The sequence below is a fragment of the Thermodesulfovibrio thiophilus DSM 17215 genome (assembly GCF_000423865.1).
In the GTDB taxonomy this organism is placed as follows: domain Bacteria; phylum Nitrospirota; class Thermodesulfovibrionia; order Thermodesulfovibrionales; family Thermodesulfovibrionaceae; genus Thermodesulfovibrio; species Thermodesulfovibrio thiophilus.
The window spans coordinates 120066-141868 of the sequence record NZ_AUIU01000014.1; the positions used below are offsets into that span (position 1 = coordinate 120066).

The 21803-nt window shown below is 33.9% G+C and carries 20 protein-coding genes; 12 read left to right on the forward strand and 8 right to left on the reverse strand.

What is annotated here, in order from left to right; genetic code table 11:
- Positions 1–41: 41 nt before the first annotated feature.
- Genes G581_RS0106190 through G581_RS10835 form a run of 3 tightly spaced genes read left to right on the forward strand, consistent with a single transcriptional unit; the run spans position 42 to position 3188 of the window.
- Positions 42–782, forward strand: a complete 741-nt coding sequence (locus G581_RS0106190; RefSeq protein WP_083962643.1) for a DUF58 domain-containing protein — start codon at positions 42–44, stop codon at positions 780–782.
- Positions 754–2592 (forward strand): transglutaminase TgpA family protein, encoded by a 1839-nt coding sequence (locus G581_RS0106195; protein ID WP_028845080.1) that lies wholly within the window; start codon positions 754–756, stop codon positions 2590–2592. The genes G581_RS0106190 and G581_RS0106195 overlap by 29 nt, the downstream gene beginning before the upstream one ends.
- A complete protein-coding gene (locus tag G581_RS10835) occupies positions 2589–3188 on the forward strand; it encodes an L-threonylcarbamoyladenylate synthase (RefSeq protein ID WP_038065303.1) in 600 nt (199 codons plus the stop codon). The genes G581_RS0106195 and G581_RS10835 overlap by 4 nt, the downstream gene beginning before the upstream one ends.
- Here the strand turns inward: G581_RS10835 and G581_RS0106205 are convergent.
- Positions 3174–5282 (reverse strand): RelA/SpoT family protein, encoded by a 2109-nt coding sequence (locus G581_RS0106205; RefSeq protein ID WP_028845081.1) that lies wholly within the window; start codon positions 5280–5282, stop codon positions 3174–3176. The genes G581_RS10835 and G581_RS0106205 overlap by 15 nt on opposite strands.
- A 38-nt stretch (positions 5283–5320) precedes the next feature.
- On the opposite strand from G581_RS0106205, the gene murA reads away from it, so the two are divergent.
- The 9 genes from murA to amrS all read left to right on the forward strand — a co-directional run bounded on the left by murA (position 5321) and on the right by amrS (position 14942).
- The gene (murA, locus tag G581_RS0106210) at positions 5321–6571 is read left to right on the forward strand and encodes a UDP-N-acetylglucosamine 1-carboxyvinyltransferase (RefSeq protein WP_028845082.1); all 1251 of its coding nucleotides are present in this window, start codon (positions 5321–5323) and stop codon (positions 6569–6571) included.
- 78 nt (positions 6572–6649) lie between these two features.
- Positions 6650–7039 carry a glycine cleavage system protein GcvH gene (gene gcvH / locus G581_RS0106215; RefSeq protein WP_028845083.1) on the forward strand — a complete coding sequence of 130 codons (390 nt, stop codon included), beginning with the start codon at positions 6650–6652 and terminating at the stop codon, positions 7037–7039.
- Positions 7039–8406: a dihydrolipoyl dehydrogenase gene (gene lpdA, locus G581_RS0106220; protein ID WP_028845084.1), complete on the forward strand. Its 1368-nt coding sequence runs from the start codon at positions 7039–7041 to the stop codon at positions 8404–8406. The genes gcvH and lpdA overlap by 1 nt, the downstream gene beginning before the upstream one ends.
- The gene (locus G581_RS0106225; RefSeq protein ID WP_028845085.1) at positions 8403–9602 is read left to right on the forward strand and encodes a DUF401 family protein; all 1200 of its coding nucleotides are present in this window, start codon (positions 8403–8405) and stop codon (positions 9600–9602) included. Before lpdA ends, G581_RS0106225 begins: the two co-directional genes overlap by 4 nt.
- 24 nt (positions 9603–9626) lie before the next feature.
- On the forward strand, positions 9627–10907 hold the full coding sequence (gene eno / locus G581_RS0106230; protein ID WP_028845086.1) for a phosphopyruvate hydratase: 1281 nt from the start codon (positions 9627–9629) through the stop codon (positions 10905–10907).
- A gap of 1 nt (position 10908) precedes the next feature.
- Positions 10909–11238 (forward strand): FtsB family cell division protein, encoded by a 330-nt coding sequence (locus G581_RS0106235; protein ID WP_038065305.1) that lies wholly within the window; start codon positions 10909–10911, stop codon positions 11236–11238.
- The gene (locus tag G581_RS10840) at positions 11235–13376 is read left to right on the forward strand and encodes a glycoside hydrolase family 57 protein (protein ID WP_051178962.1); all 2142 of its coding nucleotides are present in this window, start codon (positions 11235–11237) and stop codon (positions 13374–13376) included. The genes G581_RS0106235 and G581_RS10840 overlap by 4 nt, the downstream gene beginning before the upstream one ends.
- A gap of 301 nt (positions 13377–13677) precedes the next feature.
- Positions 13678–13932 carry a DUF2934 domain-containing protein gene (locus G581_RS0106245; RefSeq protein ID WP_028845088.1) on the forward strand — a complete coding sequence of 85 codons (255 nt, stop codon included), beginning with the start codon at positions 13678–13680 and terminating at the stop codon, positions 13930–13932.
- The gene (gene amrS, locus G581_RS0106250) at positions 13932–14942 is read left to right on the forward strand and encodes an AmmeMemoRadiSam system radical SAM enzyme (RefSeq protein WP_028845089.1); all 1011 of its coding nucleotides are present in this window, start codon (positions 13932–13934) and stop codon (positions 14940–14942) included. The genes G581_RS0106245 and amrS overlap by 1 nt, the downstream gene beginning before the upstream one ends.
- Here amrS and G581_RS0106255 read toward each other — a convergent pair.
- The 7 genes from G581_RS0106255 to G581_RS0106285 all read right to left on the reverse strand — a co-directional run bounded on the left by G581_RS0106255 (position 14939) and on the right by G581_RS0106285 (position 21797).
- Positions 14939–15421, reverse strand: a complete 483-nt coding sequence (locus G581_RS0106255; protein ID WP_028845090.1) for an adenosine-specific kinase — start codon at positions 15419–15421, stop codon at positions 14939–14941. The two genes, amrS and G581_RS0106255, sit on opposite strands and share 4 nt — an antisense overlap.
- 90 nt (positions 15422–15511) lie before the next feature.
- A complete protein-coding gene (locus G581_RS0106260) occupies positions 15512–16888 on the reverse strand; it encodes an NADH-quinone oxidoreductase subunit N (RefSeq protein ID WP_028845091.1) in 1377 nt (458 codons plus the stop codon).
- Positions 16885–18501: an NADH-quinone oxidoreductase subunit M gene (locus G581_RS0106265; RefSeq protein WP_083962644.1), complete on the reverse strand. Its 1617-nt coding sequence runs from the start codon at positions 18499–18501 to the stop codon at positions 16885–16887. The genes G581_RS0106260 and G581_RS0106265 overlap by 4 nt, the downstream gene beginning before the upstream one ends.
- A gap of 10 nt (positions 18502–18511) precedes the next feature.
- Positions 18512–20407, reverse strand: a complete 1896-nt coding sequence (nuoL, locus tag G581_RS0106270; RefSeq protein WP_028845093.1) for an NADH-quinone oxidoreductase subunit L — start codon at positions 20405–20407, stop codon at positions 18512–18514.
- A gap of 1 nt (position 20408) precedes the next feature.
- Complete coding sequence (gene nuoK, locus G581_RS0106275) at positions 20409–20711, reverse strand: NADH-quinone oxidoreductase subunit NuoK (RefSeq protein WP_028845094.1); 303 nt, start codon at positions 20709–20711, stop codon at positions 20409–20411.
- A complete protein-coding gene (locus G581_RS0106280; protein ID WP_051178965.1) occupies positions 20708–21217 on the reverse strand; it encodes an NADH-quinone oxidoreductase subunit J family protein in 510 nt (169 codons plus the stop codon). Before G581_RS0106280 ends, nuoK begins: the two co-directional genes overlap by 4 nt.
- On the reverse strand, positions 21198–21797 hold the full coding sequence (locus tag G581_RS0106285) for a NuoI/complex I 23 kDa subunit family protein (RefSeq protein ID WP_028845096.1): 600 nt from the start codon (positions 21795–21797) through the stop codon (positions 21198–21200). Before G581_RS0106285 ends, G581_RS0106280 begins: the two co-directional genes overlap by 20 nt.
- Positions 21798–21803 lie beyond the last annotated feature (6 nt).

The following is a 21803-nucleotide window of genomic DNA, read 5'->3' on the forward strand; positions in this document are numbered from 1 at the left end:
ATAACTTATTATTTTTAATAGTATCTTTTCTTTTAAGTATTATGGCGTTAAGTGGAATGCTTTCATTTTTTAATCTAAGAAACATTGAGTTTTCAATTCTATCACCAGAAGATATCTTTGCTCTTAAGGCTGCAACTATAAAAATAAAAGCAAAAAATAAATATTTTTTTGAAGCTTTTCTTCTGAGAGTCAAACTGTTAAACAGTGAAACGATAATTCCATATTTAAAAGGTGAGGGAATATTTAATATTGTCCTAGCATTCCCCAAGCGAGGTAAATATGCTATCAAAGAACTGACTGTTTCATCTTATTTTCCCTTTTATTTTTTTAAAAAACAGAGAAATATTCAACTAAAATATGAAGTTACAGTCTTACCCTTTCCTTTAAAATGTGATATTTTATCTTTAATTGCAGACGGTAAAACAAAAACAGAGTCAAATATTTCACAAGGAAAAGCCTATGAAGGTGAGCTTACCGGAGTAAGAAGTTATAATCAGGGAGACTCGTTAAAGTATATTCACTGGAAAGCAACAGCCAAAACTTCTGAAATTAAAACCAAAGAATTCGCACCTCCAGCTGGAAATCCTGTCATCATTAATCTAAATGATTTCACCGGTTCTACTGAAGAAAAGATTAGTAGAGCAACATATGCATTAATTGTTCTTTCAAAAGCTGAAAATCCTGTTGGATTAAAACTAGGTGACGAAGTCTATAAACCTGAGACAGGACAGTCTCATCTGAGGAGAATGCTCTATGCACTTGCAGTTTATCAGCAGGAATAAAGTTGATAATGTTATTTTTATTTTAAGTATCTTTATTGCAATCATACCTTTTTCTGCAATCATCAAATATATTTCTTTTTATGCGAATTTTATATTTATCTTAATAATTATAGTATCTATATTTTTACATATAAAGAAAGTTTTTATACCATTATGGATACTCAATACTGTATCTCTTCTGTTAATTATCCTGCCTTTTTTGAGTTCTTCTGTCGAAGACATTATTTTGCCATCAATAGAAGCTTTAACATTAATTCTTTCCATAAGATTTCTGGGGAGAAAAACTTCAAGAGAGTATTTTCAAATATATCTGTTGTCAGTTCTTCTTTTAGGTGGTTCTTCACTTTTTAATATGTCATGGATTTTTTTTATAAGAATTTTTTTAATGCTTATTTTTACAGTTTTTGCAATTTTGCTTCTCACATATATTAGAGAAACAAAAGAAGAGTTTATAAATTCTAAAAGGTTTTTAAACATTTTAAAAGTTGCATTTACAATCTCCATTGTTTCAATTCCTCTGAGTGCTCTATTTTTTATTATCCTACCAAGAACTCCTGTCCCTTTAATGAATATAGGTTTGAGTAAAACCAAATCAGGATTTTCATCAAATGTAAATCTTGGTTCTGTATCAATGATAGAAGAGGATAGATCAATACTAATGCGCGTAAGCATCAAAAAATTCCCTGAAGAGGTGCTTTACTGGAGAGTTATCACATTTGATAAATTTGATGGTAAAAACTGGCAAAAAACTCTCTCAAGACTGGTTAAATCAAATGTTTATGGAGAAAAAATAAATTATACTGTAACCCTCGAACCAACAACAGAACATTATCTGCCAGCTCTTGATTTTCCATCAAATATTTACATGAGAAATGTTTCCTATGAATATCCTGGAATTTATAAAACTAATTTTTCAATTGAAAAAACTCTCAAATATAATGCTATATCTTTCATAAATTACAAGATACAAGAACTTTACATTCAAGATGAGTATCTTCAGATTCCTCCAGGACTTTCTCATAATATAGTAAATCTTACTCAAAAAATTACAACAGGTGCTTCCACAGAAAAAGCAGTTGTAGAAAAAATCTTAAAATTTTTAAGTGGATATAAATATTCATTGAAAAATCTGCCCAAAGGGGATAACCCTGTTGAAGACTTTTTATTCAAGAAAAAGAGTGGAAACTGTGAATATTTTGCAACAACAATGGCTTTGATGTTAAGAATAAAGGGAATCCCATCAAGAGTTGTTGGAGGATTTAAGGGAGGAACATATAATTCTTTTGGTAACTATTACATTGTAAGAGCATCTGATGCACATCTCTGGGTGGAAGCATGGATTAATGGACAATGGATAAGATTTGATCCTTCAGGGAAGATACCTCGACCTGTTGAACCTGTAATTTTTCATCTTATTGATTACCTCTGGAATAGCATTGTAGTTGATTATGACGTCAGGGCTCAGATGAAGCTGGCAAAATCAATCAAAACTCCGCATATTAATTTTAACAGAAAAGTTTTTATATTACCTCTGGCTTTAATTATCATATTTATCATCATAAAAAGTTACAAATATATCCTTAAAAGAAAAAATCCATTAAACAAATTTTTTGATATAATGAAAAAACACGGCTTTGAAAAACAGAGTAATCAGGGACTTGAAGAGTTTATTTCTACTATAAAAGACACAGCCATAAAAGAAAAAGCAAAAATATTTATCAAGGAATATGAAGAAATTTATTTTCAGGATAAAAAATTTAAAAAAGAAGATTTAAAAAAACTCAAGGAACTGCTCAAGGATATAAAATGAGAATTGTAAAAGTTGAAAACGCATCTATTATAAAAGTGTTAGATACGCTGCAAAATGGTGGAATAATAGTTTATCCAACAGAAACTCTTTATGGTATAGGTGTCAAATATGACCTTAAAGAAGTTCTCAAAAAAGTTTATGAAATAAAAAAACGTCCTCATGAAAAAGCATTTCCTCTTATTGCTGATTTAAAGCATCTTGAATTAGTTGCTGAGTTTATACCCTATGTTGCTCAAAAACTTATTGAAAAATACTGGCCAGGTCCATTAACCCTCCTCTTACCTGCTAAAAACAATTTACCTGAGGAGATAACAAGAGATGGCAAAGTAGCAGTTAGAATGCCAGGGCAGTCTTTTGCATTAAATCTCATTCAAGCATCTACATTTCCAATTACAGCTACTTCAGCAAATATTTCTGGATATAAAAGTGCTGATAATATAGATGATGTCTTAAAATATTTTAAAAATGAGGAAATTGAACTTATAATTGATGGAGGAAAGCTTTCAGGAATTCCTTCAACAATAGTTGATGTAACAGTTGAACCTCCAAAAATAATCAGAAAAGGTGCCATACAGTCAGATTTATCTCTGCACTGATATAACCTCGTTGATCTGTGATATTTTATTGATTATATCTGAAAGATGAGCTCTATTTTTTACCTCAATTGTGAAATCAATTAAGGCTCTCTTGTCTGCTGTAGAGTTTGCTTTAACAGCAGTAATATTAACCTGATTTGCTGACAGAAGAGCTGTAAGGGTAGCAAGGATACCTGGTGCATCAATACATTCTACAGTTATCTTTGTTTGAACTTTTGTATTATCATCAGTTGTCCAGAAAACTTCTATGAGTCTGTCATGTTCAAGATGCTTTATGTTTATACAGTCTTTTCTATGTACTGAAATACCCTTACCTCTTGTAATAAAACCTATTATTTCATCCCCTGGCACAGGCATACAACATCTTGCAATATGGTACAGAACTTCATCCACTCCTCTAAGAGAAATAAACTCTTTATGTTCTTTTTGAGGAGAAACTTTTTTAGAAATAACAACTTCCTCTTGCGGCATTTCAATAGAAAGTCTATTTATTACCTGATGAACAGATATTTTCCCATGACCTATCAGAAGATATAAATCTTCAGTTGACTGAATGCTGAAAGAGTCAAGAACTTCTTTGATTTTTTCAGTTTTAAGAATGGATGGTTGGATACCATGTTTGCGAAGCTCAGTTTCAAGAAGTTGTTTCCCTATATCAATACCCTGCTGTCGCTCTTCCTGCCTCAAAAAATGTTTTATTCTGTTTCTTGCTCTCTGAGTAACAACAAACTGCAGCCAGTCCTTTCTTGGTTTTTGATGAGGACTTGTTATAATTTCAATCACATCACCACTTTGAAGTTGATAATTAAGCGGAACTATTCTTCCATTAACCTTTGCACCCGCACATTTTGACCCAACTTCAGAATGGATTGCATATGCAAAATCTACAGGTGTAGATCCAACAGGAAGTTCCTTGACATCACCTTTTGGAGTGAATACATAGATTGTATCGGGCACGACTTCAGCTTTTACAGCATCAAGTAGTTCTTTAGGGTCTGATATTTCCTTAATTAAATCCCTGAGCCATGCAACAATCTTTGTTTCTCTTTCAGTTAAGTCCTTTCGTTCCTTATATCTCCAGTGCGCTGCTATACCTTCCTCCGCAATTATATCCATCTCCTCTGTTCTTATCTGAAACTCTACCCTTTCACCACCAGGACCTATAACTGTTGTATGAAGAGATTGATAGTAGTTTGACTTTGGAAGACTTATAAAATCTTTAAATCTACCAGGGATCAATGTCCATAGTGAATGAATAATTCCAAGAATATCATAACAATGAGGAATTGTGTCTGTAATGATTCTTATTCCTATAACATCATAAACCTGTTCGAATGGAATTTTTTGTTTAATGAGCTTTTGATATATACCATAATAATGCTTTACTCTTCCATATATTTTAAATGGAATATTCATTGTTTCAATTTTTTCAGAAAGAATTTTTATAACATTATCAATGTACGCTTGCTGATCTTCTTTTCTTTTTGCAACTTTTCTTGCAAGCTCTTCATATTTCTCAGGGTAAAGAACTTTGAATGCAAGATCTTCAAATTCCAGACGCATCCAGCCAATTCCAAGTCTGTTTGCAAGAGGAGCATATATTTCCAGAGTTTCCTTGGCAATTCTCTTCTGTTTTTCCGGTGGAAGAAATTCAATAGTTCTCATATTATGTAATCTATCAGCAAATTTAATTAATATAACCCTGATATCTTTTGACATTGCAAGAAACATTTTTCTGAAACTTTCTGCCTGAGCTTCTTCAACTGTTGAGAATTGAAGCTTACTCAGTTTAGTAACAGCATCAACAAGAAAAGCAACATCAGGACTGAACATTTCAGCAATATCTTCAATTATCATTTCAGCATCTTCTACAGTATCATGAAGTAGTCCTGCTGTTATGGTTGTTGAGTCCAGTTTCATATCAGCAAGTATTTTAGCTACTGCGAGTGGATGATAAATATAAGGGATTCCTTCTTTTCTTTTCTGAGCACAGTGAGATTCCCTTGAAAAAATATAAGCCTTTCTAATAAGCTCTACATTAGCATTGGGCCTGTACTGTAAAACCGTATTAATTACATCATTTATAGTAAGCATATTTTCTTATCCTCTTCTTTTAGTTTAATATATTTAACATGGATAAGCTACTTATTTCTGGCAGAGCTTCTTTAAAAGGTGAAATTAAAATAAGTGGAGCAAAAAATGCAGCGCTTCCAATAATGGCATCCACTCTTCTTGCTCCAGGAGTTCATACTCTGAAAAGAATTCCCAGACTCAGAGATGTTTTTACAATGACTGAACTTATTAGAAGAATGGGTGGTAGTGTTCATTTTGATGGAGTATGTATAATTGATACAACAAAAATAAATAAATTTGAAGCATCATACGACCTTGTTAAAACAATGAGAGCATCAATTTTAGTGCTTGGTCCTCTTGTAGCAAGATTCGGTAAGGCAAAGGTCTCTTTACCTGGTGGATGTGCTATTGGTGCCAGGCCTGTCAATTTACATATAAGAGGACTTGAAAAAATGGGAGCTAAAATCTCCCTTGAAGAAGGATATATTTTTGCAACTGCACGAAACCTCAAGGGAACAAAAATATATTTTGACATTCCAACTGTAACAGGAACTGAAAATCTTATGATGGCTGCAACTCTTGCAAAAGGAACCACGGTTATTGAAAATGCAGCCAAGGAACCAGAGATTGTTGATCTTGCAAACTATTTAATAGAAATGGGAGCTAAAATAAAAGGTGCAGGAACTAGTATTCTAACAATAGAAGGAGTACCAGAACTAAAACCTCCTTCAGAGTATGAAATTATACCGGACAGAATAGAAACAGGGACTTTTATTGCAATTGCAGGTGCGTGCGGAGCAGATATAGTATTGCAAGGATGCAGAATTGACCATATTGATGCTATAATTTTAAAAATGAAGGATGCTGGAATAACATTTAAAGAGACAGAAAATGGATTAAGAGTTATAGGGTCCAGAAGACCACAGGCAGTTGATGTTAAAACAATGCCATATCCTGGATTTCCAACTGATATGCAAGCACAGTTTATGGCAATGATGACTATAGCAAACGGAACCAGCATAATAAAAGAAACCATTTTTGAAAATAGATTCATGCATGTCGCAGAGTTAAAAAGAATGGGTGCAAATATAACAATAGAAGGCAACACTGCTACTGTTCGTGGAGTTAAAAAATTAAAAGGGGCACCTGTTATGGCAACTGATTTAAGAGCATCAGCATCACTTGTCATTGCAGGTTTGATTGCTGAGGAAGAAACCATTATTGATAGAATTTATCACCTTGATCGTGGATATGAAGAGCTCGATAAAAAACTTATTAAACTTGGTGCAAAAATAAAAAGAATAAAATAAACAAATTGTTTCACTTGACAAATTATTTTCTATCAAATTAAATAATCAGAATAAGAAACTTTTCAAAATGGAGGAAAAATGAGTTTAGAAAATTACAAGTTTCACAAAGAACATAGCTGGGTAAAGCTATCAAGCAAAAGCAAAAAAGTAAAAGTTGGAATTACTGATTATGCTCAGGAATCTCTCGGAGATATAATCTATATTGAATTGCCAGAAGTTGAAACACATGTTGAAGTAGATACAGAATTAGCTGAAATTGAATCCACCAAAACATCATCTCCTGTGATAGCACCTGTGAGTGGCACAATAGTTGAGATAAACGAAGAGCTGATAGATCATCCTGAGATCATTAATGAAGATCCATATGGAAAAGGATGGATTGCTGTTATAGAAATGGATAACCCAGAAGAACTGGAAGAGTTAATGGATTATGAAGAATATGAAAGTTATCTGGAAGAAGAAAGCTGATGAGATTAACAGTAGTTGGAGGAGGCCCTGCAGGCTATGTTTCTGCACTTACAGCAAGACGACTTGGTGCAGATGTATTTTTGATTGAAAAAGAAGATCTCGGCGGTACATGCCTTAACAAAGGCTGCATTCCAACAAAAACATTAATTCACTCGCTTGAGATTTTAAATAAATTTAAAAATCAAAAATACAATCAAGAAAATACACAACTTGAAATTGCTATTGATTTACCAACATTAATGCAAAGAAAAGACAATGTTGTTGAAACTCAAAAAAGAGCTCTCGCAACACTTTTAAAACAATCAGGAGTGAAAATTATCAAGTCAGATACAACATTGATAACTCCAAAAACTTTATTTCTCAAAGATACATCAGAAAAAATTGAAACTCAGAGACTTATCATAGCAACTGGCTCAAGACCTGCTGAACTTCCGATGCTTAAATTTGATGGAGAAAAAATTCTTTCAAGTGACGATTTATGGAATCTTCGCACAATACCTGAATCTATTGCCATTATAGGAGCTGGTGCTATTGGCTGTGAGTTTGCATGGATATTCCATCTTCTGGGTAGCAAAGTTTATATATTAGAATTAATGCCAAGAGCTTTACCAATGGAAGATGAAGAAATTTCAAAGGCTGTTGAAAGGCTTTTTAAGAAGAAAAAAATTGAATTCTATTCTGAAGTTAAAATTACTGATTTAAAGCATGTAGATAATTCCGTTGAACTTAGTTTATCAAATGGAAAAACTGTTCATACAGATATCGTTCTTGTTTCTGTTGGGAGAGCTTATAATACTGAATTTTTAATAGATAGTGAAATTAAACTTGGAACAAAAAAAGAAATTATCGTAAATGAAAAAATGCAAAGCAGTGTTGAAGATATTTTTGCAGCAGGAGATATAAATGGTAAATTTCTTCTTGCACATGTTGCTTACAGAGAAGGTGAAATAGCTGCAAAAAATGCATTGGGATATAATGAAAAGATGGATTACAGCGTAATTCCTTCAACAATTTTTACAATTTCAGAAGTTGCCTCTGTAGGTTTAAGGGAAAATGAGGCAATACAAAAGGGATTCAAAATCAAAAAGGGAATCTTCCCCTTCAGAGCTATTGGTAAAGCCCATGTTATTGGAGAAATTGACGGATTTGTAAAAGTAATTGTGAATGCTGAAACTGACATTATCATCGGAGCTCATATTATAGGACCAGGTGCTTCAGAACTCATTCATGAACTTGCACTTGCTGTAAAATCTACAATAAAAGCAAAAGATTTAAAAGAATTAATTCATTCTCACCCAACACTCTCTGAGTGCATAGGTGAGGCAGTAGCCGATATTTCAGGTGAAGCAATTCACAAAATAAAATGATTGATATACTTAAAGTTTCTCTTATTTTTGTCTTTATTGTCTTTTTGCTTCGTAGAAAAATCAATATAGGATATGCACTTATTGCTGGTTCTTTGCTATTTTTTATTCTTTATCCATTTCATTTAAAAAAAACAGGAATAGCACTTTTCAATGCTTTAATTTCGCATACTTCAATCAATCTGTATCTGTCTCTCACTTTAATAAAATCTTTTGAATACTCATTAAGACAAACAGGATTAATGCAAAAAATGACAGAAGCTTCACAATCACTTCTTGGCAATAAAAAGCTCTCTATAATCTCGATGCCTCTTGTAATGGGCATGTTACCATCTCTTGGTGGAGCGTATCTTTCAGCACCAATGGTTGATTCTGCAACAAAAAATCTAAACATGGCTAAAGAGGAAAAAGCATTTATAAACTACTGGTACAGACATCCATGGGAGCTTATTTTACCACTATATCCAGGAATTGTTCTTGCGTCTGCTGTATCAGGCGTTCATTTAAGAGAATTAATAATATTGAATCTTCCTGCTGCTATGATACTGTTTCTTGCCGGTTTTGTTTTAAGCATGCGTAATGTAAAAGACAAAAATCAATTAAGCACATCAAACCGCAATTTTAAAAGTTTATACAGTTTTATTCCGATTATTCTGGTTCTTTTTCCAGTAATAGTATTCAAAATCGACCTTTACATATCTTTTATTTTTAATATCATTTTACTTTGTCTTTATTACAGAAAAAGTTTTAAAGAAATTTTGTCCATTATAAAACATGGTTTTACATCTGATATTTTTTATCTTGTGATTGGAGTAATAATTTTCAAAGAAATGCTTCAAGTTTCAGGAGCCGTGGATGGCATAGCAAGAGCTATAACTCAATCAGGAATTCCTTATTTGATAGTATTTACAATACTGCCTCTTTTCGTAGGACTTATTACAGGTATAACGATCGGATATGTTGGAAGCACATTTCCTTTAATCATGACCCTGAAGCAGACTTTGCCTTATGAGATTTCAATTGCTTTTGTTGCAGGATATTTAGGAGTGCTCATTTCTCCACTTCATTTATGTTTAATTCTCACAAAAGAATACTTTAAGGCAAATATTATTGGAATGTACAGAAAAATAATTCCAGGCTGCTGTATAATATTGTGCATTGCATTGATTGAATTTGTCATTTTGAGATATTATAGTTAAACTTCACTTAAAGGGAGGTCTGCTATGGGAGAAATTATTGAAATAATTGCAAGAGAAGTTCTTGATTCCAGAGGGAATCCAACAGTTCAGAGCGATGTGTATCTTGACAGCGGTTTTTTTGGAAGAGCAACAGTTCCATCTGGAGCATCTACTGGAATAAGAGAAGCTCTTGAATTAAGAGACGGTGATAAAAAAAGATATTCCGGCAAAGGAGTTCAAAAAGCAGTTGAAAATATAATCAACGAGATAGCTCCTAATATTATAGGATTGGATTGTCTTGACCAGGAAGGAATTGATAAATTCCTGATAGAGCTTGACGGAACAGAAAACAAAAGCAGACTTGGGGCCAATGCAATCCTGGCGGTATCAATGGCCGTGTGCAGAGCTTCTGCAGAAGAACTCGGAGTTCCTCTTTACAGATATATCGGAGGAACACATGCAAAGCTTCTTCCTGTACCAATGATGAATATAATAAATGGTGGTGCCCATGCAGATAACAATCTTGATATTCAGGAGTTCATGATTGTTCCTGCTGGCTTTACCAGATTCTCCCTTGCTTTAAAAGCAGGAGCTGAGGTTTTTCATACTCTTAAAGGAATTCTTAAAAAAAGAGGACTGAGTACAGCAGTCGGTGATGAAGGTGGTTTTGCTCCTATGCTTCAAAGCAATGAAGAAGCCATTCAGCTTATTATTGAAGCGATAAAACAGGCCGAATATGAACCTGGAAAAGAGATTTACATTGCTTTAGATGCAGCAGCTTCTGAGTTTTTCAATGAAGGATTCTACCAAGTTGAAGGCAAAAAATTAAATTCAAAAGATATGATTGATTATTATGAAGATCTGATCAGTAAATATCCAATAATTTCTATAGAAGATGGAATGAGTGAGGCAGACTGGGAAGGATGGGAATTACTCAGTCAGAGATTAAAAAACAGGATTCAACTTGTAGCAGATGACCTGGTGGTTACAAATCCAAGAATAATTAAAGAAGCAATAAATCGTTCAATTGCAAACTCTATCTTAATTAAACTCAACCAGATCGGAACAGTTTCAGAAACGCTTGAAGCAATAGAGCTTTCAAAAAATAATAAATATACAGCAGTTGTCTCTCATCGTTCTGGAGAAACAGAAGATACTACCATAGCAGACCTTGCAGTTGCCTGTAATACTGGTTTTATAAAAACAGGTTCTCTTTCAAGAAGTGATAGAATTACCAAATATAACAGACTCTTACAGATAGAAGAAGAGTTAAATGATATAGCACAATTTAGAGGACTTTCAGCATTCTATAATCTTGGTTTATAGAGTGAGAAAGTATTCTCTAAGAGAACAGCTTGTAAAAGAAAAAAAAAGAAGAAATAAAATATTTCTTTTCATAGTCGTTTCAGTAATGATTTTTCTTGGTTATAGTTTCTTCTTTGGCGATATGGGTTATTTAAAATATAAAAAATTAAAGCAAAATGAACAAAAACTTTTAAAAGAAATCAATGAGATTTCGGCTGAAAACACAGCCATTAAAAATGAAATAAATCTCCTTAAAAATAATCCTTCTTACCTGGAAAAATACTCAAGAGAAAAGTTTGGACTTGTTAAACAGGGAGAAATGGTTTTTCAATTTCAGAAAGAAGACAGATGAGCATCAACTTAGCAATTCTCTGGCATATGCATCAACCCTACTATTATGATCCATTAAAAAATAAATTCATGCTTCCATGGGTAAGGTTACATGCAACAAAAGACTATCTTGATATGCTTCTTATTGTAAAAAAATTTCCTGAAGTTAAAGTTACCTTTAATTTGGTTCCTTCATTACTAAAACAACTTAAAGAATATGAAAATGGCTCAACAGATATATTTATTGAACATACCATTATTCCTGCAGAAGAACTCAGTGAGGAACAAAAAGCTTTTATTCTTGAAAACTTTTTTCTTGCAAACTGGAAGAATATGGTCTATATTTTTCCACGATACAGAGAATTACTTGAAAAAAGAGGGAAAGTCTATGCTGATCCCAAAAAATTGTCGAAAAAGTTCACACCTCAAGAAATGAGAGACCTTCAGGTTTTTTTCAATCTTGTATGGATAGACCCATTACACAGGAAAGAAGATCCCTTTTTAAATGACTTACAACAAAAAGGAAAAAATTTTACTGAGGAAGAAAAAATGCTTCTTCTTGATAAACATTTTGAAATTATAAAACGCATAGTCCCCTCTTACAAAGAAATGGCTTTATCTGGACAGATTGAACTATCTGTTTCACCATTTTATCATCCAATATTACCACTTATTTATGACAATTACAAAGCCAGAGAATGTATGCCGCATGCAGTACTGCCACAACATAACTTCAGAGCACCAGAGGATGCAGAAGCTCAAATCACCATGGCTATAAATTACTTTGAAGATATGTTTGGATTCAAACCTAAGGGAATATGGCCATCTGAAGGCTCTGTAAGTGAAGAAGTTATACAATTGATTGCAAAATCAGGAATTAAATGGATAGCAACCGATGAAGAAATTTTGAGCAAATCAATAAATGAAAAATTACGGACTGGAGATAATCTAATCAATCCTTCAGTACTATATCAACCATATGAGTTTGAAGGAGTAAAAATTTTTTTTAGAGATAGAATTCTTTCAGATTTAATAGGCTTTGTCTATTCTGGATGGGAAGCTCAAAAAGCTGCTAATGATTTTTTAAATCGTATTGTTAATTCGCAGATAACGTCAGGTATTATCTCAGTCATTCTTGACGGAGAAAATGCATGGGAGTATTATGAAAATGATGGCTGGAATTTTCTTGAAAAACTTTATCAAGCTCTGGATCAAAATAAAAATATTAAAACAGTTACATTTTCTGAATACCTTAATCACACTCCTGATATAAAGCACTTAACTAAAGTTTTTCCTGGTTCATGGATTAATGCTGATTTTTCAATATGGATTGGCAGAGCAGAAGATAATCTTTCATGGGATTATCTTTACAAGGTTAGGCAAGAACTTATTTTGTATCAAAAAGAAAACCCGGATAAAGATATCAAAGAGGCATGGGAAGAAATATATATCGCAGAAGGAAGTGACTGGAACTGGTGGTATGGTGATGAACATTATACAGAAACTAAAGAAGTTTTTGATGAAATTTACAGACATCATTTAACTGCAGTTTATTTGAAAATGGAAAAAGAACCACCCGCTTTTCTTTATGTGCCTATAAGTAAAAGAATGAGAGAGATTAAACCTGAAATTGAACCAAGAGGTTATATAACTCCTAAAATTGATGGTAAGGTTACAAATTATTTTGAATGGCTTGAAGCAGGAAAGTTTAATCTTCAGAGAATGGGAGGAAGTATGCACAGATCAGAAAGCCTTTTTTCTGATCTGTATTATGGATTCAATCAGCAAAGTCTTTTTCTCAGACTTGATCCATATCATCTAGATTCACTAAATGCTTTTGAGGATTTAAAAATCCAAATACAGATTATCGAACCTAAAAGAATGAAAATATTGTATGAAAAACTAAATGTCCAGAGAGCTGAAGTGTTTGTTCAGGAGAATGAAAACTGGACAAAAAAACATACATTAAAAAATGTTACATTTAATGAAGTCTTCGAAATCGAACTGCCATTTAATTTACTAGAAGTAAAGTCTGGAGAATATCTTATTTTTTTTATTGATATTTTTAAAAACAGTTATTTAATAGACAGAGTGCCTATTATTGGCTTTATAAAAATTCGCATTCCTCCTCCTGATTTCGATAGACTTATGTGGCTTTAATAGAAAAAATCTATTTTACTTTTTGGAAATATCTATCTTAAATTAATGGTGCGGGATGTGAGAGTGGCACTCTTCTTCTGGTCTGCAAAATCAGAGATGCGTGATGTAATATTCATGCAGTGGGTTCAATCCCACCATCCCTCTCCATTAAATCTGTATTTGGGTTTGAAAAAGAACGTCACAAATTTAGTTTTAGTCATTATTTTCCATTCAAAGTTTTTATCCAATATCGATGCATTATGCAAGATCTTTAATTATTTGATATACTGTTATTAATACAACTAAATTATAGGAGGGCAAAATGATTGATCGAGAAAAACTTGAAGATGAAATCAGACAGCTGGCTTATGAACTGTATGTTAAAAGTGGATTCATTCCTGGAAGAGACTTTGACAACTGGTTTGAAGCAGAAAGAATTGTTATAGAGAAATATAAAATCATGGAATCAGAAGTAGAAGATAAGCCTCAATCTGAAAGAAAACCCAAAAAAGCAGCAACAACTAAAAAAGCTTCAACTACTTCTAAAAAACAACGTGGCGGTAGAACTAAAAAATAATGAAAGAAGCTTTGTTCTATGAAAAGCTTCCTGATCAAAAAGTTAAATGCCTGTTATGTAACCATTACTGCATAATATCACTTCATGGCCGAGGTATCTGCGGAGTAAGAGAAAACAGAAATGGCACACTATATAGTCTTGTTTATGGAAGAATCATAGCCAATCATATTGATCCTATTGAAAAAAAACCTCTTTTTCACTTTTATCCTGGTTCTTTATCATATTCAATTGCTACAGTAGGGTGTAATTTTAGATGTCTTCATTGCCAGAATTTCACCATATCTCAGCATCCAAAGCTCTATAAAGATATTTCTGGAGAGGATTTTACTCCTGAGGATGTTGTAAAAGAAGCCATAACAGGTGGATGTAAAAGTATTTCCTACACTTACACTGAGCCAACAATTTTTCTTGAGTTTGCTCATGACTGTATGGTTCTTGCACAGAGAAAAGGCATTAAAAATGTTTTTGTAAGCAATGGTTACATATCAGAGGAAGCTTTGCGGTTCATAGCTCCCTATATTGATGCAATAAACATTGATCTTAAAGGCAATGATGATTTTTATAAAAAAATTTGTGGAGCAAGAGTTGAACCTGTATTGCAAAATATAAATCTATTTAAAGAACTCGGGGTATGGGTTGAGATTACAACTCTAATAATTCCTGATTTAAATGATTCAGATGAATTTTTAAGACAGACTGCAAAATTTATTAAATCAATAGATCCGTCAATTCCCTGGCATGTAACACAGTTTTATCCAACATATAAACTTCTGAATAAACCAGGAACTCCTGTTTCAACTTTGAAACAGGCAAGAAAGATTGGTTTTGAAGAAGGACTAAAATTTGTTTATACCGGAAATATACCCGGAGAAGCCGGTGAAAATACTTACTGTCCGGCATGTAAAAATGTTGTTATAGAAAGATTTGGATTTTCTGTAAATAAAATAAACATTAAAAAGTCCCGCTGCACAGGTTGCGGAACCATTATTGAAGGAGTTGGTTTGCCTTAAAGTTTATAGCTAATTTTTCTTAAAAACTCCTTCCGGTACTGTCTGTCCTCTGGTTTTTCAACTCCCTTTGGTGCAAATCCATCAATTACTCCAAGAATTCCTTTACCAAGCTCAGTTTCCGCAACTATTACCTCAAGAGGATTTGCAGTTGCACAGTAAATATTGCATACTTCCTGACACATCTTAATTGCATTTAATACACTTATTGGAAATGCACCTTTCATCAATATGCAAAATACATGACCCGCTCCAATGTTCTGTAAATTTTTAATGCATACTTCTTTGAGTTGTTCATCGTTTCCTTCAGCACGAATCAGACAGGGACCTGATGCTTCTGTAAAAGCAACAGCAAATTTAGCATGAGATATATGAGTTGCTAAAATTTCATAGAGATCTTCAGCAGTCTTGATAAAATGAGTTTGCCCAAGAATTATATTACATTGTTCTGGAATCTCAACCTTTACTGAGTAAAACTGCATATCACACCTCCTCATGGCTTGATCTTTTATTTGATGTAATAGGATTATATCACAATTGTTATTTTATGACAATTTTGTTGGTTTAAAGCTTTATATTAAAAATAAAGGAAGAACACCTAAAACTGTAACTCCTATAACACAAACAAGAACTGCTATCTCAAGCTCTTTTGAAAAAACTGGCTGTGGCATTTTTACAGGCTCTTTCATGTAAATGTACATCACTATTCTTAGATAGTAGTAAGCTGATATGACTGTAAAAATCACAGCAACTATAACAAGCCAGGTAAGGTCTGCCTTTATAGCTTGAAGGAAGATATTGAATTTGACAATAAATCCTGCAGTTGGTGGCACTCCTGTTAACGAAAACATAAATATGAGCATTGCAAGAGCAAGTGCAGGATGAAATTTATGAAGCCCTTTATAGTTTTCTATGTTTTCTTCATTGAATAGTATTACCATTGCAAAAGCACCGATATTCATTAAAGTATAAATAAGCATGTAAACAACAACCGCATTAAATCCTGTTTGAGTTCCTACAATTAATCCAAGAGTTATATAGCCAGCATGTGCAATGCTTGAGTAAGCAAGCATTCTTTTAATATTTTTCTGAGGAAGAGCAACCAGATTACCCACAGCCATTGTAAGAATTGAAAGGACAATTAAGAAACTGCTCCATTCAAAATAGTAGCTTTTAAAAATTTCAATCAAAATTCTTCCAAATGCTCCAAGTACAGCAACTTTTGGAACCGTTGATATAAAAGCTGTAACAGGAGTTGGAGATCCTTCGTAAACATCAGGTGCCCACATATGAAATGGAACAATGGCTATTTTAAAACAGAGCCCCACTATAAACAGAACAAGTCCTGTAAGACTCAGCATCGGATAATTTGATATTGAGTTTATAATGTCGGAAAAATCTGTTGTATTTGTGGCTCCATAGATAAAAGCTATTCCAAAAAGCATGATTGCTGTGGAAAGTCCGCCAAGCATAAAATACTTGATTGCAGCTTCATTTGATCTGGGATCGTATCTTCTTATCCCAGCTAAAATGTAGATACTTAAAGACATGAGTTCAAAAGAAACAAAAAAACTCATTAACTCTCTTGCTGAAACCATAAGCATCATTCCAAGAGCAGAAAAAAGCAAAAGAGCAATGCTCTCATTGAGTAAAATCAATCTTTCCTTTAAGTATGAAGCAAGAACAAGCAAAGAAATGGCAGTTCCTGCAAGAATTATAATTTTTAAATATATAGCAATAAAGTCATTAAGAAACATCTCGCCGAATGATTTTCCTTCAAAAGATGGAATTAATATCGTAAGAACCAGTAAAAATAAGACAGAGCTCCATAAAAGAATTTCATTTCTAATTTTAAAGAGTCCAACAAGTAAAATCAATGATGCAAAACCAGTAAGGGCTATCTCAGGTATAAGAGCTTCAAAGTTTAAAGGAATCTGCGGTATGTTCATTTCATAGCCTCCGTTACAGTTCTTACATGCTCAATTAATTCTTTAACCGAAATGTCCATAAAACTCAATAAAGCATTAGGATAAAATCCTATCCAGACTACCGCTATCATAAGAGGAAGCAGTGTAATTATCTCCCTTGCATTAAGGTCTCCATAATCATCTATGTGATGCAAAAACTCTGGATTGGTCTTTTCAAAAAACACTCTCTGATAAAGCCAGAGCATATAAACTGCACCGATAATCAATGCAATGGCTGCAAGAACACACATGAGCTTCCATGCTTTGAACGCTCCAAGAAGTATCAAAAACTCGCCAATAAACCCATTTGTACCTGGTAATCCAATGGATGCCAGAGTAAAAGTCATAAAGAATGCTGAATAAGCAGGCATTATTGTGGCAACTCCTCCATAATTCTTTATCAGTCGAGTATGCGTTCTCTGATAAATCATTCCTATGCATAAAAATAGAGCACCGGTAACAATTCCATGATTGACCATCTGGAGAATTCCACCTTGAATTCCCTGCTGATTAAGTGCAAAAATGCCCAGTGTTACAAATCCCATGTGACTTACCGAGCTGTATGCAATAAGGCGTTTGAGGTCTTTTTGTACCAGACATATCAGAGCACCGTAAATTATCGCAATAACTGAAAGAATCATCATAAATGGCTTCATTGCAATAGACGCTTCTGGAAACATTGGAAGATTAAACCTTAAAAATCCATAAGCTCCCATCTTGATAAGAATTCCGGCAAGAATTACACTGCCTGCAGTCGGTGCTTCTGTATGAGCATCAGGAAGCCAGGTATGCACAGGCCACATTGGCACTTTAACTGCAAAAGCTGCAAAAAATGCAAGGAACAACCAGAACTGCATTCTGTAAGGATACGCAGTCTTCATGAGAGTGAGCATATCTGAGGTTCCTGTATACAGATAAAGCACTATTATCCCAACAAGCATCAAAAGACTTCCCAGAAAAGTATAAAGAAAGAACTTTATTGCAGCATAGATCCTGTTTGGTCCACCCCATACTCCAACAATCAAATACATTGGAATAAGCATTGCTTCCCAGAAAATATAAAAAAGGAAGATATCAAGACTCATAAACACTCCGATCATTGCAGCATGAGTGAGAAGAACAGCTCCGTAAAACTCCTTTATTTTCTTTATAATTTCATTCCAGGACACTGTTATACATAAAATTGTAAGCAAGCTGCTTAAAAGAATGAAAAGAACACTTATTCCATCAACACCAAGGCAGTACTTGATTCCCCACTGAGGAATCCATAAATGCTCCTCTTTAAATTGCATCTGAGCAGTTGTTCTATCAAAAGATATGTAAAGAGGAATAGTCAAAACAAACTCAACAATTGCGATTAAAAGTGCTGAAAGTTTTATTAACTCCTCTTTATCTCGTGGAATTATAGCAATAAAAGCAACACCGACTACAGGGAAGAATATAAGTGTGGAAAGAACAGGATACTGTAGATTCTTCGCTGCAAAACCAAAAGCAACAATCACACTACCAACAAGAATAAGAACAACCAAAGAAAGCAGAAGATGTTTTCTGAGCTCAAACTTTATCCTTCCATTAACTGCTACTTCTTCATGCATAGTTTTAACCTCACCTACTAAGGAGAATTAGAATAAAGATACAAATCCCTATAATCATGAATATCGCATACTGCTGTAAATAACCCTTATGAATCCGTCTTGCCCATAATCCAGCATTATAGCAGAGCTTCGGAATTCCATTAACTATTCCCTCTATTATCCTAATATCTGTAAATCTTTCAATGAATTTATCCGCAAACCATATAGTTGGTTTTACAAAAAGGAAGCTATAAGCTTCATCGACATAATATTTATTCCATAGAACCTTATAGATTCCCTGAAAAGTTTTAGCAAGCCTTTCTGGAAGCTGAGGTTTAAAGATATACATGTACCAGGCAATCATAATACCAGAAATCCCGGCAATTATTGAGATTATCATGACGAATCTTTCCTGGGCATAATTTGCCATGACAGAAACCTTACCAACAATAGGTTCCAGAAAATGAGGAACAGAGAAGTATCCAACTAAAACTGAACCAATTGCCAGTACTACCAAAGGAATGGTCATTATCAGTGGAGACTCGTGAACATGCTTAAAATCTTCAACAGTTCCTCTGAACTTTCCATGAAATGCAACAAAAAGAATTCTAAAAGTGTAAAATGCTGTCAGAGCTGCTGTAATTGTTCCGATGGCCCATAAAAACTTTCCATATGGCTTCCCTGACGAAAAAGCAAACCATAGTATCTCGTCTTTGCTGAAAAATCCGGATAATCCAGGAATTCCGGATATTGTAAGAGCAGCAATGAGAAAAGTAATATATGTAACCGGCATTTTTCTTCTTAATCCACCCATTTTATAAATATCAAGCTCTCCAGACATTGCATGCATCACGCTTCCAGCACACAGAAATAAAAGAGCCTTAAAGAATGCATGAGTATAGAGATGGAATACTCCAGCACCATAGGCTGCAACACCACAGGCAATAAACATATAGCCAATTTGACTTATTGTTGAATAGGCTATGATTCTCTTCATGTCTCGCTGTACAAGTCCCATTGTTGCTGCAAATAAACTTGTTATGCCACCTATAATACCAACAACTGCCAGTGCTGTATCTGAGAGTCCGTAAAGGGGATTGAGTCTAGCAACCATGAATACCCCGGCTGTCACCATAGTGGCAGCATGGATTAGTGCACTAACAGGAGTTGGTCCTTCCATTGCATCAGGAAGCCAAACATATAGAGGTATCTGAGCGGACTTTCCAACTGCACCACAGAAGAGAAGCAAAGCAATTAAGGTGATTAAATCAACATCCCAGCCAAGAATATTTATAGTCTTACCCTGAAGAAAAGGAATTTTATGAAATACTTCACTATAATTCAAGGCATAAACACTTACAAATAAGAGGAAAATTCCTAAAGCAAAACCAAAATCTCCTACCCTGTTAACAATAAATGCCTTTTTACCGGCATCAGCTGCTGATTTTTTCTTATACCAGAATCCAATCAAGAAATACGAACAAAGCCCAACAGCCTCCCATCCAAAATAAAGCTGAACAAGATTATTACCCATCACGAGCATGAGCATTGAAAAAACAAAGAGATTAAGATAGGCAAAATATCTTGGATAACCTGGATCTCCATGCATGTACCCAACAGAATAAATATGAATAAGCCAGCCAACAAAGCAAACAACAAAAAGCATTACAGCAGTAAGCTGGTCTATCAGATAACCGAAGTTTATCTTTAAATCCTCAGAGAGTATCCAGGTATAGACATTGTATTCAATGGTTTTACCTGACATAACATCAAAAATTGCAAACATTGAAACTATTGCAGACCCAAATATTGACATCACACCAACCCAGCTTGTCCACTTCGGACGGACAAATCTGCCCACAATAATGTTGAATAAAAATCCCGCAAGTGGAAAAAGCAGTATTAAAATGTAATATCTTTCATCCATTTTAACCTCTCAAGTTAGTAATCTCATCAGAATGGTTAATCCTCATATTTCGCACTAATGCAAGCACTATAGCAAGACCGATAGCAGTTTCACAGGCAGCCACAGCAATTGAAAAAAGCACAAAAATCTGTCCTGTTAAACTAGCATTGTAGTAACTGAAAGAAGCAAAACTGATATTCACGGCATTAAACATAATCTCAAGACACATAAGCATGACAATAAGGTCTTTTCTGACAATAAAACCCACTAAACCAATCGTAAACAGAGTAGAGCTTAAAATCAGATACCAGTTAAGCGGTATCATTTTTCCTCCCTTGGTAACTTTTTGGCTATGATTATCCCTCCAACAAGTGCAACCAGTAAAACCAGGGAAAGTATTTCAAATGGCAAAAGATAGTAAGAATAAAGTAGCCTGCCAATCAAGTTTACATCCACGGGTGGAAGAGTCTCCTGAGGTGTTCTGGCTCCTTTAATAAACAGGTATATACCAATAAAAAATAAAAAACCTGTTATCAATCCAGCTCCAGCAAACTTCACAAATTTTTTATGCCTGAATTCTTCTTTTATATTCATCACCATAATCGCAAATACAAACAAAGCAAGAACTCCTCCAACATAAACGATAATTTGAATTACCATCAAAAACTCAGCATTTAAAAATAAAAAAAGTGCTGCAACATGTAGAAGAAAAATGAGCAGGAAAAACGTACTGTGCATGATATTTTTTGAAATAATTACCGACAGGCTGAGAAAGGATAAACTAATAAAAAAGTATATAAAAAATATCTGTTCAATTATCGGCGGGTTCACTATTATCCTCCTTCTTTATTTCAACCACTCTTCTAAGGGGAATAGGCTTCTGTTCCCTCTTTGCCTTTGGCCACCTTGATGGATCAATGCCCGGAGGCTGCCAGAATTTATTAAAATACAAATCTTGAGGCCATTTCTGGACAAACTCGTCCCAGTTTTTAAGAAGCTGTTCTTTATTAAAAATAAGAGTGTTTCGTGAATATGTTGAGTATTCAAAGTCCTCGGTTAAAACCAGTGCACAGACAGGGCATGCTTCAACACAGTATGCACAGAATACACATCTTGAAGCATCTATTATATAGTCCGTAACAGCCATTTTATTTTCAACCTTTTCTCTTTTTATATAGATACATCTGGATGGACACACAGTTGAACATCTCATACATCCAATACATTTGGTATTATTTGTAAAAGGATCTCTTATTAGAGCATGTTTACCTCTAAATCCAGGATATACTTTTCTTCGCTCAAATGGATATTGAATTGTTACTGATTTGCTAAAGAGCATTTTAAGAGTCAATGACAAGCCTTTAATAATCTCAATCAAAAATATCTTATTTAAAATTTCCTTTAGCTTCATAATGTT

Bases quoted from the DNA above. Each gene is read 5' to 3' on its own strand.
- nuoK (WP_028845094.1), bottom strand. From the start codon at position 20,711: ATGATACCGCTTAACTGGTATCTGATTTTAAGCTCTACTCTGTTTACG.
- murA (WP_028845082.1), top strand. From the start codon at position 5,321: ATGGATAAGCTACTTATTTCTGGCAGAGCTTCTTTAAAAGGTGAAATT.
- G581_RS0106260 (WP_028845091.1), bottom strand. From the start codon at position 16,888: ATGAACATACCGCAGATTCCTTTAAACTTTGAAGCTCTTATACCTGAG.
- gcvH (WP_028845083.1), top strand. From the start codon at position 6,650: ATGAGTTTAGAAAATTACAAGTTTCACAAAGAACATAGCTGGGTAAAG.
- G581_RS10835 (WP_038065303.1), top strand. From the start codon at position 2,589: ATGAGAATTGTAAAAGTTGAAAACGCATCTATTATAAAAGTGTTAGAT.
- G581_RS0106265 (WP_083962644.1), bottom strand. From the start codon at position 18,501: ATGCATGAAGAAGTAGCAGTTAATGGAAGGATAAAGTTTGAGCTCAGA.
- nuoL (WP_028845093.1), bottom strand. From the start codon at position 20,407: ATGGATGAAAGATATTACATTTTAATACTGCTTTTTCCACTTGCGGGA.
- lpdA (WP_028845084.1), top strand. From the start codon at position 7,039: ATGAGATTAACAGTAGTTGGAGGAGGCCCTGCAGGCTATGTTTCTGCA.
- G581_RS10840 (WP_051178962.1), top strand. From the start codon at position 11,235: ATGAGCATCAACTTAGCAATTCTCTGGCATATGCATCAACCCTACTAT.
- G581_RS0106195 (WP_028845080.1), top strand. From the start codon at position 754: ATGCACTTGCAGTTTATCAGCAGGAATAAAGTTGATAATGTTATTTTT.
- G581_RS0106245 (WP_028845088.1), top strand. From the start codon at position 13,678: ATGATTGATCGAGAAAAACTTGAAGATGAAATCAGACAGCTGGCTTAT.
- G581_RS0106225 (WP_028845085.1), top strand. From the start codon at position 8,403: ATGATTGATATACTTAAAGTTTCTCTTATTTTTGTCTTTATTGTCTTT.
- amrS (WP_028845089.1), top strand. From the start codon at position 13,932: ATGAAAGAAGCTTTGTTCTATGAAAAGCTTCCTGATCAAAAAGTTAAA.
- G581_RS0106255 (WP_028845090.1), bottom strand. From the start codon at position 15,421: ATGCAGTTTTACTCAGTAAAGGTTGAGATTCCAGAACAATGTAATATA.
- G581_RS0106205 (WP_028845081.1), bottom strand. From the start codon at position 5,282: ATGCTTACTATAAATGATGTAATTAATACGGTTTTACAGTACAGGCCC.
- G581_RS0106285 (WP_028845096.1), bottom strand. From the start codon at position 21,797: ATGAAGCTAAAGGAAATTTTAAATAAGATATTTTTGATTGAGATTATT.
- G581_RS0106190 (WP_083962643.1), top strand. From the start codon at position 42: ATGGCGTTAAGTGGAATGCTTTCATTTTTTAATCTAAGAAACATTGAG.
- eno (WP_028845086.1), top strand. From the start codon at position 9,627: ATGGGAGAAATTATTGAAATAATTGCAAGAGAAGTTCTTGATTCCAGA.